Annotated in this window: 10 protein-coding genes; 3 read left to right on the top strand and 7 right to left on the bottom strand. The window is 63.7% G+C overall.

From position 1 onward, the window contains the following. The first annotated feature begins 49 nt into the window (after window positions 1-49). Window positions 50-919 (top strand): DMT family transporter, encoded by an 870-nt coding sequence (locus tag B5X69_RS02985; protein ID WP_079637230.1) that lies wholly within the window; start codon window positions 50-52, stop codon window positions 917-919. On the opposite strand, the gene B5X69_RS02980 is transcribed toward B5X69_RS02985, so the two are convergent. From B5X69_RS02980 to B5X69_RS02970, 3 genes are all read right to left on the bottom strand, one after another. Further along, window positions 909-1,511: a phosphatase PAP2 family protein gene (locus B5X69_RS02980; protein ID WP_176141496.1), complete on the bottom strand. Its 603-nt coding sequence runs from the start codon at window positions 1,509-1,511 to the stop codon at window positions 909-911. The two genes, B5X69_RS02985 and B5X69_RS02980, sit on opposite strands and share 11 nt — an antisense overlap. Window positions 1,512-1,521: 10 nt before the next feature. Next, a complete protein-coding gene (gene lpdA, locus B5X69_RS02975; protein ID WP_079637408.1) occupies window positions 1,522-2,934 on the bottom strand; it encodes a dihydrolipoyl dehydrogenase in 1,413 nt (470 codons plus the stop codon). Window positions 2,935-3,144: 210 nt separating this feature from the next. Next, window positions 3,145-4,419, bottom strand: coding sequence for a pyruvate dehydrogenase complex dihydrolipoamide acetyltransferase (locus tag B5X69_RS02970; RefSeq protein WP_079637228.1), 1,275 nt, complete (start codon window positions 4,417-4,419; stop codon window positions 3,145-3,147). Between the two features lie 162 nt (window positions 4,420-4,581). On the opposite strand from B5X69_RS02970, the gene B5X69_RS02965 reads away from it, so the two are divergent. Then, a complete protein-coding gene (locus B5X69_RS02965) occupies window positions 4,582-5,037 on the top strand; it encodes a universal stress protein (RefSeq protein ID WP_053554481.1) in 456 nt (151 codons plus the stop codon). A 34-nt stretch (window positions 5,038-5,071) separates the two neighbouring features. Here the strand turns inward: B5X69_RS02965 and B5X69_RS02960 are convergent, their stop codons facing one another. Further along, complete coding sequence (locus B5X69_RS02960; RefSeq protein ID WP_079637227.1) at window positions 5,072-7,021, bottom strand: CocE/NonD family hydrolase; 1,950 nt, start codon at window positions 7,019-7,021, stop codon at window positions 5,072-5,074. Between the two features lie 135 nt (window positions 7,022-7,156). Next, window positions 7,157-7,552, bottom strand: a complete 396-nt coding sequence (locus B5X69_RS02955; RefSeq protein ID WP_079637226.1) for a hypothetical protein — start codon at window positions 7,550-7,552, stop codon at window positions 7,157-7,159. 120 nt (window positions 7,553-7,672) lie between these two features. Between B5X69_RS02955 and B5X69_RS02950 the strand changes: the two genes are divergently transcribed. Further along, on the top strand, window positions 7,673-8,458 hold the full coding sequence (locus B5X69_RS02950) for a helix-turn-helix domain-containing protein (protein ID WP_079637225.1): 786 nt from the start codon (window positions 7,673-7,675) through the stop codon (window positions 8,456-8,458). A gap of 89 nt (window positions 8,459-8,547) precedes the next feature. Here B5X69_RS02950 and B5X69_RS02945 read toward each other — a convergent pair whose 3' ends face one another. After that, on the bottom strand, window positions 8,548-10,875 hold the full coding sequence (locus tag B5X69_RS02945) for a ribonuclease R family protein (protein ID WP_079637224.1): 2,328 nt from the start codon (window positions 10,873-10,875) through the stop codon (window positions 8,548-8,550). Further along, entirely contained in the window at window positions 10,876-12,402 is a 1,527-nt protein-coding gene (gene proS, locus B5X69_RS02940; protein ID WP_079637223.1) for a proline--tRNA ligase, read from the bottom strand. Window positions 12,403-12,438 lie beyond the last annotated feature (36 nt).

Here is a 12,438-nt window from a genome sequence, read left to right as displayed (position 1 = left end):
GAGGCGATACGTTCCCGAGCGCCGGGCCGCTCGGTAGGCGCGAGCTGCGATGTCTTTGCTTTCGCTCAGCCTGGTCGTCCTCGCCGCCTTGTTCCACGCCACATGGAACCTCCTCGCCAAGCGGGCGGCTCATGCCGGGACAGCATTTGTCTTTGCCTATAATCTGGTTGCGACGCTCGTCTATGCACCCTGGGTCGTCTGGATCCTCTTGACCGAGGGGATGGCGTGGAGCGGGGCGGCTGCCGGCTTTATTCTTCTCTCCGCGCTCGTGCACCTCGCTTACAGTCTTTGCCTTCAGCGCGGCTATCAGCTTGCCGATCTGTCGGTCGTCTATCCGGTCGCGCGCGGCACCGGACCGATGCTGGCATCGGTCGGCGCTTTCCTGCTGATGGGCGAGGATATCAGCGCGCCCGGACTGGCCGGCCTCATACTCGTTGTCGCAGGGATCGCGCTGATCGCGACGCAGGGGCGCTTCGCCGCGTTTCATACCCCCGAGGCCCATCGCGGAGTGCGTTGGGGCATGGGGACGGGCGCGCTCATCGCGGCTTATACCCTAGTCGACGGCTGGGCGGTAAAGATGCTGGGCGTGGTGCCGGTCGTACTGGACTGGCTTTCGAACATGCTGCGCTTCCTTTTCCTTCTGCCACTCGTCCTGCGCGACCGCCGCAACGCGGCGGCGCGGATGCGCGGTCATTGGGGGCTGGCCATAGCGGTGGGACTGCTCTCGCCAGCTTCCTATATTCTCGTGCTGACGGCGCTCAAAATGGGTGCGCCCCTGCACGTCGTGGCGCCGACGCGCGAGATGTCGATGATGGCAGGCGCATTGTTCGGAATGATCTTTCTCGGCGAAGCGGTAGGACGCTGGCGCCTTGCAGGCTCGATATTGCTGATCGCCGGCGTCGTCCTGCTCAGCGCCTGACGCGCCGATCGATCCCGGCGGCGGCGAAAGCGAAGGCAGCACCAAGCATCGTTCCGCCCAGCACATCACTCGGCCAGTGGACTCCCAGCATGACTCGCGACAACGCGGTCGACGAAATGGCCGCTGCCGCGCACCATGCCGCCACGCGGCGCCATGGCCGGGGTGCGAGGAGCGCCAGGAGGAGCGCGATTGCCGTGACGCTGGTGGCATGTCCGCTCGGATAAGACCAGCTCGCCACATGATCGAGATGCGGAACGAGGTTGGGACGCGGCCGGTCAAAAATAATCTTGAGCAGGCTCGATGCCAGATTGGCCGCGACCGCAGTGGCTGCGAGCAGCAGCGCGGGCCCCCGCCCGGCCTTCCGCCAGAGGAACGCAACCAGCAACAGGGCAAGCGTCCAGCGGGGAATTCCGCCTCCAAGCCAGCTGATGCCCTGCGTGAAGGCAATGAGCACGGGAGGCGCGGCGTCTGCCCTGAGGAGAAGGGGGGTTGCAAGGGCGACATCGGCCGCCGTCAGCGCGGGCCCTTGAACGAGCGAGCCAAGCAGCAGCGCGGCCCCTAGAAGCAGCGTCGGGACGAGCCAGCGGCCCAAGGCGGGGCGCTCAGATATGGAGGACGCGTCCGTAAGCAGAAAGCACCGCCTCGTGCATCGTCTCGCTGATTGTCGGATGCGGATAGACCGTGTGCATGAAATCTTCCTCGACCAGCTCGGCCGTCTTGCCGACGGTGTAGCCCTGGATCATTTCCGTGACTTCGGCGCCGACCATATGGGCGCCGAGCAGTTCGCCGGTCTTTGCATCGAACACGGTCTTCACAAAACCCTCGACCTCACCCAGCGCGATCGCCTTGCCGTTGCCGATGAAGGGGAAATTGCCGACCTTCACCTCATATCCCGCTTCCTTCGCCTTCGCTTCGGTCAAACCGACGCTGGCGATTTGCGGGTGGCAATAGGTGCAGCCGGGGATGTTGCGCACGTCCATCGGATGCGGGTGGACGTCCTTGTTGCCAAGCTCCTGTGCGATCGCTTCGGCAGCGATTACCCCTTCGTGGCTCGCCTTGTGCGCGAGCCAGGGAGGCGCGGTGACGTCTCCGATCGCCCACAGGCCTTTCACATTGGTGCGGCAATAGGGGTCGGTGTCGATATGGCCCTTGGTCGTCTTCACGCCGAGCGTGTCGAGTCCGATGCCCTCGGTATTGGGAATGATGCCGATGGCGACGATCGCGTGGCTGAAATCGCCCGCCTCGACCTTTCCGTCCTTCGTCTTGATCTTCGCCGAAACACCGGTCGCGGTCGCCTTCAATTCCTCGACACCAGCTCCGGCAAGGATCGTCATACCTTGTTTTTTAAGTGCTTTTTCAAGGAAGCTCGATACATCGGCGTCTTCGACGGGAACGATGCGATCGAGCATCTCCACGACCGTCACTTCGGCGCCCATGTCGTTGTAGAAGCTTGCAAATTCTATCCCGATCGCCCCCGATCCGATAACGAGCAGCTTTTTCGGCATTTCGGGCGGAGTCATCGCATGCCGATAGGTCCAGATGCGCTTGCCGTCGGCAGGAGCAAAGGGCAGATCGCGAGCGCGAGCGCCTGTCGCGACGATGATATGTTTCGCGGTCAGCGTTTCGCTGCCCTTCTCGCCTTTCACCTCGAGCTTGCCGGGCGCGGTGAGCTTGCCTTCGCCCATATGGACGGTGATCTTGTTTTTCTTCATCAGCCCGGTGACGCCCTTGTTGAGCTGCGCCGCGACCCCGCGGCTGCGTTTCACCACGGCGTCGAGATCGGCACCGATATTCGCCGCGGACAGACCATAGTCTTTGGCGTGCTGCATATAATGATAGATCTCGGCCGAGCGCAGCAGTGCCTTGGTCGGGATGCAGCCCCAATTGAGGCAGATGCCGCCCAGATTCTCGCGCTCGACGATCGCGGTCTTCAGGCCCAATTGTGCCGCACGGATCGCCGCGACATAGCCGCCGGGGCCCGAGCCGAGGACGATGAGGTCGTAAGTATCTGCCACGATTATCTCCTTAATCGCCATCCCGTCTGCGGAGCTTTCCTGTCAGCTCCCAAAACACGGAGCCGCCCATGGCGGCCTATGCGAAAAACCATCTTCAACCAGAAGCTTCAGGCCACATCCAGCTTGCCGAAGCGGCAAAGAAGAGCCAGCGCAAACGGCCCGATCAGCAAATGCAGAAATTGCCGAACGAAGCGCACCACCCTTTCCGGATCAGGCCACCAGCCCCAGCGGATTCTCCACGATCTGCTTGAACGCCTGCATGAGCTGCGCGCCGTCGGCGCCATCGATCGCGCGGTGGTCGAAGCTGCCGGTTGCCGACATGATCGTGGCGATCGACACGGCGTCGTCGACGATCCACGGCCGCTTCTCGCCCGCGCCGACCGCCATGATCATAGCCTGCGGCGGGTTGATGACCGCGTCGAACTGGGTGATGCCGAACATGCCCATATTGCTGATGCTCGCGGTGCCGCCCTGATATTCGTGCGGCTGAAGCTTGCCCTCCTTGGCGCGCGCGGCGAGTTCCTTCATCTCGGTCGAGATCTTGCTGACTGATTTTTCATCAGCCCCGACGATGATCGGGGTGATCAGGCCCGCAGGAACGCTTACCGCCACGGAAATGTCGGCGCGGCTGTAACTGATGAGCTGGTCGCCCGCAAAGCTGACGTTGCATTTGGGAACCTGGATCAGCGCCTTGGCGAGCGCCTTGATCAGAAGATCGTTGACGCTGAGCTTTACCCCCTGCGGCTCGAGCGCGGCGTTGAGTTCGCCGCGCAGTTTCAGCAGCTTGTCGAGCTGGATATCCACGGTCAGGTAGATGTGCGGGATCGTCTGCTTCGCCTCGGTCAGGCGGCGTGCGATCGTTTTGCGCATGTTGCTGAGCTTTTCCGCCGTGTACGGAATGTCGGTCTCGAAGGGCTGGGCAGGCGCCGGGGATAGGGCGGGCGCTGCTGCTGCTGCGGCGGGGGCGGGCTGGGCGGCCGCAGCGGCGACGCCCGCGGAAGCGCCCTCGAGGTCAGCCTTGACAATACGGCCACCAGGACCGCTGCCGGTCACGGTACTGAGATCGATGCCCCGTTCGGCCGCGATGCGCTTGGCAAGCGGGCTCGCCTTGATCCGGTCGCCCGAGGTCGCCGGTGCGGGCGCCGCCGCGGCGGGAGCAGGTGCAGGAGCGGGCTCAGCCTTCGCCTCCGGCACCGGAGCAGCGGCGGGAGCAGGCGCAGCTTTTGCCGTGCTCGCATCCTCACCTTCGCCTGCGATTACCGCGATCACGGTGCCGACCTTCACATTGTCGGTGCCTTCCGGGACCACTATCTGCGCGATCCTTCCCTCGTCGACCGCTTCGAACTCCATCGTCGCCTTGTCGGTCTCGATCTCAGCGAGCAGGTCGCCCGATTTGACCTCATCGCCTTCCTTGACCAGCCATTTGGCGAGCGTGCCCTCCTCCATTGTCGGCGAAAGAGCGGGCATTTTGAGTTCGATCGGCATCGTCTCTTGGGTTCCTGTCAGTCTGGGGAGGCCGGGGCCTGCCGTTACGGCTTCTCCCTCGCCATAAGCATAAGCCGGGTCAAGGTCCAGCGGGGGCGAACTTGCGTTTCATACGAATGTGACGCAGTCTCCCAGCGAAAATAATAGCAGGGGTCGGGGCTGATGCGGACTTATCTGGTGGTGATCGACGACAGTCCCGAAGCGACGCTCGCGCTACGCTTTGCGGCGCGGCGTGCAGCGCGGACGGGCGGCGGGGTGATGGTGCTCGCGATCGTCCCGCCGCAGGATTTTCTCGCCTTTGGCGGTGTTCAGGCGACAATCGAGGCCGAAGCACGCGAACAGGCCGAGGCGCTCGCTGCTGCCGCTGCCGAAGCGGTCGCGCAGGAAGCGAATGTGGTGCCCAAAATCCTTGTCAAATCGGGCAAGCCCGCCGAGGTGGTGCGCGAAGTGATCGGGACGAGTGACGAGGTTGCCGCCCTCGTCCTCGCGACCGCGCCGAGCGGCGCGCCGGGGCCGCTCGTCGCCCACTTCACCGGGCATGACGCGGGCACCCTACCGTGTCCGGTGATGCTGGTGCCGGGGGGTATCGACATTGAGCGGCTCGACGCGCTGAGTTGATGTATCCCTCCCCTTTGCAGGGAGGGACGCCACCTTACTGCCGCGCCATGACCGCCGACTGATCCACCGGCACGAGCGGAAGCAGCACGCTGCTCGCCGTACTTCCTCCCTGCAGAATTGTCACTTCCTGCTTCTTGTAATCCTCGGGTTTCGCGAGGAAGATGTTGGGCACGAAGGTCTGCGGGTTACGGTCGTAAAGCGGGAACTGGCTCGACTGGATCTGCACCATGATCCGGTGCCCAGGCTGGAACACATGGTTCACCGTCGGCAGGCGGAACTTGTAGGCCTGCGGGACGCCCGAGGGAATTGCGGTGGGATTGGAGAAACTGTCGCGATAGCGGCCGCGGAAAATGTCCTGGCTGATCGCGAGCTGATAACCGCCCATCTTCGGATCGGTCGCCACCTCGGCCGGATAGACATCGATCAGCTTGACGATGAAATCGACGTCTGATCCGGTAATCTGCGCGAAGATATTCGCCATCGGCGCGCCCGACACGCGCACCGGCTCGGTGAGCACATCGGTCTGGAAGGTCAGGACGTCGGGACGACCATCGACGTGGCGCTGGTCGCTTACCAGCCAGTCTCCCCAGCGCCCGTCGCCGAAATTCACCGGGCGCGAGAGGTGCGGCACGGGCTTCGCGGGGTCGGAAATATAGCTGGTCTTGCCGGGCGCCGGCTTGCCAAAGCCCAGACGGCCCTCCGGCCCCACATAGATCGGGGTGAGCGGCGTCTGGCATCCGCTCTCACAGGCGAGCGGCCAGGTCGTGAAACGATCCCAGTGATTCTCGCCGGTGTTGTAGATGGCGGCGGCGGGAAGCTTCGCGGGCGGACCATCCTTCAGATACTGGTTGAAGAAGGGCAGCACCATCTCCTCGCGGAACTGCGCCGCCGTGTCGCCGTCCCACTGGAACGGGCCAAGCGAGCGCCCCTCGCGGTTGATCTGGCTGTGGCGCCACGGACCCATGACGAGGAAGTTGTTGCCCATCTTCCCCTTTGCCTTCAGCGCTTCCCAGCTCATGATCGCGCCATACATATCTTCCTGGTCCCACAGCCCCTGCTCCCACAGCGTCGGGACGTTAGAGGGGTTGGCCGCAACCAGCTTGTCGAGCGCCTGCTGCTGCCAGAACTCGTCATAGGCGACGTGCTTCAGCATCTTTTGCCAGAAGGGTAGCTGGTCATAACCAACCTTCTTCGCCCAATCGTTCGCAGAACCGGTACGGAAATTGTCGTAATCGTCATACCCCCCGGTCGAGGGCACCTTGCCCTCGCCCTTGTATCCGGTCTGGCCGCCGATCCACGCAATATTGGCAAGCCGGAAGGCCCCGTGGTGGAACCAGTCATCGCCCATCCAGCCGTCGATCATCGGGCTTTCGGGCGCCGCTACCTTGAGCGCCGGGTGCGGATTGAGAAGCGCCATAACGACGGTGAAGCCCTCGTAGGATGAGCCGATCATCCCTACACGGCCATTCGATTGAGGCAGGTTTTTCTTGTTCACCAGCCAGTCGATCGTGTCCCACGCGTCGGTCGTATGATCGACCTTGGTCGGGTTGAGCGGGCCCACGGGGGGGCGGTTGACGATATAATCGCCTTCTGACCCATATTTGCCGCGGATGTCCTGATAGACGCGGATATAGCCGTCCTTCACGAAAATCTCGTCAGAGAGCGGCAGCGTCGACAGCATGCTGGGGCTGTCCTTGCGGTTTGCACGGCTCCTTGCGTTGTAGGGGGTCCGCGTCAGCACGATCGGAGCGTTCTTTGCGCCTTTGGGCACGACAATGACGGTGTAGAGCCGGGTGCCGTCACGCATCGGGATCATCTCAACACGCTTCTCATAGTCGGCGTTCAACTCGGGAATGACGAATTTGTCGGGAATGTCGCTGGTGACAGGCGCCGATTTGGGAGCGGCGGTCTCGGCCGCGCCGGTGATCGAGGCGCTGGAGAGGGCGCAGGCGGACAGAGTGACGAGCAGGAACGAGCGGATCATGCGAACCCCTTATTATCGATTTGGCATATCCGAAACCTTGGCTCCTCGAGCGAAGTATTGCAACCTTTCGGCGTAACGATGTTGCGCAAAAAGCAGGGCAGCACGAAGGCTGCCCCGCCAAGAACAGGATCGTGGTCAGCCAGCGGCGGTCGCACGCGGCAACGTGGCCGCGCCCTTCGCCTCGATCAGCGCGAACTCGAGCACGACCAGTGCCTGAACCACTGTCGCCGCGATACCGAGCCAACTCATCTGCTGCGCGAAGATGGCAAGCACCGCGAAGCTCGCGACGGCCCAGCAAAGATTGCCGACGGCGATCAAATTGGTAAGCCCTCGGCTTGGCACCCGCTGCGCCGCCACGCCCACCATCGGCAGCGCAGCGGCGAGGCAGATCCAGCCCGCCGCGGTCACCACACCGGCGGGAAGGCCCAGCAGCGGAGCGACCGTGGCCGCGGCGAACACGCAAAGCAGGAACATGGCGGCACAGGTGACCGCATCGAGGATCAGGATGGTCTTGATGTTGGGACTCAGCATGGGACATCTCCTTTCGAACCCGGTCCGACTGCCCCTTGCCGCGCCCTGAGTCGATTACGTGCGGGGTAATGGAAACGGGAACGCGTCCGGGCTAACGGGAAGCGAAGGAGGAGAGATGGGATGCAGGTCGCACCGCTCGGCAAACAGCTTCGCGAATGGCGCACGCGCCGCCGGATGAGCCAGATGGATCTGGCGCTCGAAACCGACATGTCGGCGCGGCACCTGAGCTTCATCGAAACCGGTCGGTCGCGACCGAGCACAGCGATGCTGCAGCGGATCGCCGACCGGCTCGAAATCCCGCACCGCGCGCGCAATGGCCTGCTCCTCGCCGCGGGCTACGCCCCCGACTATCCCGAGCGGCCGCTCGACAGCCCGGAGATGGCGGGGATGAAAGCAATCGTCGAGCATGTGTTGAAGGGGCACGAGCCCTATCCCGCGCTCGCTGTCGACCGGCACTGGAACATGGTCGCCGCAAACGAGGCGATCGCCATCCTTGTCGAACAGGTGGACGCTGCCCTGCTTGCGCCGCCCGTCAATGTGCTTCGCATCGCGCTCCACCCCGATGGTCTTGCGCCGCAGATCGTCAATCACGCCGAATGGCGCGCCCATATCCTGCACCGCCTCGACCTCCAGATCGAGGCGAGCGCCGACACCGGCCTCATGGCGCTGCGCGAGGAACTGGCGGGCTATGCGGTGCAGGCCAACGATAATGACGGCAAAGCCGTGAGCGGCATCGCGGTGCCACTGATCCTCGACACGATCGCGGGGCGCATCCGCTTCGTCTCGACGGTGACGATCTTCGGAACCCCTGTCGACATCACGCTGTCGGAGCTGGCAATCGAGGCCTTCTTCCCGGCCGATGCAGCGAGCGCGGCGTTGCTCGCACGGCTGGCCAATCGCCCCTGATGCGCGACATTGCGCGCAGCAGATCCGCGCGAAAATGAGAGTCAGGTAAACGGCCTGGATTGTTTCGCCTGGCTCGCAATGACGGAATTTTAGCGGCGCTTTCCCTGATGGCGGATATTCGACGGCCGTCCGCGCTTGCCCACCATATGTTTGCCGGCCTTGTCTTTCCGGACGTTCTTCCTGAAGCCGTCACGCCGCAGGGGGCGGTTCCCAAAGCCGCCTTCGGGCGCATCGGGCATTTCGAAGCGCAGCGCGCCGCTGATCGGGTTCGCTTCCATCAGCCGCAGGTCGAGCCGCTGACCGATGCCATAGCTCACGCGGCCATGCTCGCTGTCGAGCGTCCGCGCGGCCTCATCGTAAAAGAAGCGCTCGCTGCCGAGCGTCGACACAGGCACCAGCCCGTCGCCGCCGAGGCCGTCCACAGTCGCGAAAAAGCCGAACGGCTGCACCCCGGTGATCCGGGCCTGTACGATTTCCCCTACCTTCCCAGCCAGATAAGCTGCGACATAACGGTCGATCGTCTCGCGCTCGGCCTCCATGGCGCGGCGTTCGAGCGCACTGATCGTTTCGCCGATACGCGACAACCCCTTGCGGTCGGCCTCGCCCAGTCCGGTCAGCTCGGGAAGATTTTTGGTCTTTCCAGGCACTTCGAGGCGGTAGCTGTCAACGAGTGCGCGGTGGACGATGAGATCGGCATAGCGGCGGATCGGCGAGGTGAAGTGCGCGTAGGACCCGAGCGCAAGCCCGAAATGGCCCGCATTGGCGGGGCCATAATAGGCCTGCGTCTGACTGCGCAGGATCGCCTCCATGATTTCGGGAAGCCGCTCGTCGCCCGAAAAGCCGTCCAGAAGGCGGTTGAACACTGCAGGGGTGATGACCTGCCCGAGCGCAAAATTCTGGTCGAAGGTTTCGAGATAATCCTTGAGGCTGACGAGCTTCTCGCGACTCGGAGGCTCGTGGATGCGGTACATGACGGGCGACTTCTTTGCCTCGAGCGCTTTGGCCGCCGCGACATTCGCCGCAATCATATAATCCTCGATCAGGCGGTGCGCGTCGAGCCGCTCGCGCACGCGGATTTCGGCAATTCCGCCCTTTTCGTCGAGAATCACCTGCCGCTCGGGAAGGTCGAGTTCGAGCGGCGCTCGGGCCGCACGCGCTTTCGCGAGCCGCGCCCAGCCCCCCCAGAGGTTCTTCAGTGACGGCAGGACGTCCGCGTCCCATCCCTCGTCGGGCACGCCGGTATCAAAGGCCGCCTGTGCACGCTCATAGGCGATGTTCGCCCGCAGCCGCACAAGCGCGCGCGAAAATCTCCATGACGTCACCTTGCCGTGGCGGTCGACGGTGAGAAGGCACGCCATCGCCGCGCGGTCCTCGCCTGCCTTGAGCGAGCAGACGCCCGCAGACAGGCTTTCAGGCAGCATCGGTACGACGCGGTCAGGGAAATAGACGCTGTTGCCGCGCCGCCGCGCTTCACGGTCGAGCGCGCCATCGGGGCGCACATAATAGCTCACGTCGGCGATCGCGACGATGACCCGCCAACCATCCTTGTTGCCCGGATCTTCGTCAGGCGCTGCCCAGACGGCATCGTCATGGTCGCGCGCGTCGGCGGGATCGATCGCGACGATCGGCAGATCGCGCAGATCTTCGCGCCCGTCGGGCGCGAGCGGCAGCCGCGCAGCGCGTTCGGCTTCCGCAAGCGCTTCGTCGCCAAAGACGTGCGGAATCTCGTGCTTTGCGATCGCAATCATGCTGAGCGAGCGCGGAAGAAAGGGATCGCCGATCCGTTCGATCACCCTTGCCTTGGTAGCGGCCCCGCGGCCCGACAGTTCGGCGCGAACGAGGTCGCCAACCCCGGCGTCGCCCGTGTCGGACACGGCAAAATCATACCGTGCGCGCTTGTCCGTCGGACGCAGCCAGATGACCGGCTTGCCGGCTGGACCGGTGTCGGCGACGAGGACGCCGATGACCGTCTCACTCGCTGCCTGCAGACGCTTCATCGGGTGCGCGACATGTCCGTTTCCGCGCTCCTCGGTGCGCGCGAGAATGCGGTCACCGACACCCAGCGCGCTGCGTCGGCCCTTCTCGATGACCCGAAGACGTGGAGGCGGCGCCGCGCTTTCCCAGCGCTCGGGCACCGCCCACAGGGTATCGCCGTCGAGCGCCACAACCCGCAGCACCGTCACCTTGGGCAAACCGCCATGTTTGTGAAAGGCGCGGCCCGGCGCCATGTCGACGAGCCCCTCGTCGGTCATGTCCTTGAGCAGCGCCTTCAGCGCGATCTTGTCCGCGCCGTGGAGGGCGAAATGTTTCGCGATCTCACGCTTCCCAACGGCGCCCGGGCTGCTCTCGATGAAACGGCAAATTTGTTCGCGCGTCGGAAGTCCGGCGGGTTTCCCTCGTTTCGGTCCCTTGGCCAATTAATAGGTCCGTCCGATGAGGACGCGTTCGACTGCGGGCTCGCCGGTGAAGAAGCAGGCGCCGTCGGCCGGTGCCGCATCGAGAGGAGTATTGCGCATCGTCAGCTTCAACGCTTTGAGCTGCTCAACGATCCGGTCGAGGGCCGCACCGGTCGGACGAGACCATTGCACCTCGACCCAGCCAACGAACTTGTCGTCGCCGCCGAAGTGCGCCGCAAGGTCTGTCACGTCGCGCCGAATATTTGCATGCAGACGTTCATTCGCCTCGGCGTAGAGGCTGCGCTGAATGTCCTCGAGCATCGCTACCGCACCGGCGACGAATGCGTCCTTTGCCACAAAGGCCGTGTTGAGCTTTCCATCATCCTTGTAGAGCTGGTCGCGCCGGACCGCGGCAACATTGCCCCCCGCAACGTCGCGCGGGCCGACTTCGACGATGATAGGCGCGCCCTTCTTGACCCAACCCCATCGCTTGGTCTGGGCCTTGTTTGCGCCGCTATCGAGCAGCACGCGGACGGGCTCGCGAAAGGCGTCGAGCGCCTTCAGCTTTTCCTCAAGGTCTCGGCAATAGTCGAGGATGGCAGCATCTTCATCATTGTCGCGCAGCATTGGAACGATGATGATCTGGTGCGGTGCGATACGCGGCGGACAGCGCAGCCCGTCGTCGTCGCCATGCGTCATGATGACGCCGCCGATCATGCGGGTCGAGGTGCCCCAGCTCGTCGTATGACAGAGGCTGTGCCCCCCTTCCTTGTCCTGGTAGCGAATGTTCGCCGCTTCGGCAAAGCCGGTACCGAGATAGTGCGAGGTGCCGGCCTGCAGCGCCTTGCCGTCCTGCATCATCGCTTCGATCGAATAGGTCGCAACGGCGCCGGGGAAGCGCTCATTTTCGGGTTTTTCGCCTGCGATAACCGGCATGGCGAGCACTTCTTCGGCAAAGGCGCGGTACATTTCGAGCGCGCGCAGCGTCTCGGCCATCGCGTCGCCGCGGTCGGCGTGAGCGGTATGGCCCTCCTGCCAGAGGAATTCGCTCGTGCGAAGGAACATGCGGGTGCGCATTTCCCAGCGCACGACATTGGCCCACTGGTTGACTTTCAGCGGCAGGTCTCGCCAGCTCTGCACCCAGCGGCTCATCGCTGAGCCGATCACCGTTTCCGAGGTCGGGCGGACAATGAGAGGCTCCTCAAGCTTCGCCTCCGGGTCGGGAGCGAGCTTGCCCTTGCCGTCCGCGATCAGCCGGTGATGGGTGACGACTGCCATTTCCTTTGCGAAACCATCGACATGATCCGCTTCCTTCTCAAAGAAACTCAAGGGAATGAAGAGCGGAAAATAGGCGTTCTGGACCCCGGCATCCTTGATCGCGGCGTCCATCACTGTCTGAATCCGCTCCCAGATGCCATAACCCCACGGCTTGATGACCATGCAGCCGCGCACGCCCGACTCCTCGGCGAGGTCAGCTTCTGCAATGACATCCTGATACCAGGCCGCGAAGTCGGCCTGACGGGTTACGCTGAGCGCATGCTTGATCATGGGTCCTGTTTTTCTGTCTTGGCGGGGCGAATGCTA

This window comes from Sphingopyxis flava, assembly GCF_900168005.1.
Lineage (GTDB): Bacteria > Pseudomonadota > Alphaproteobacteria > Sphingomonadales > Sphingomonadaceae > Sphingopyxis > Sphingopyxis flava.
This window is presented reverse-complemented; position numbering and strand designations above follow the sequence as displayed.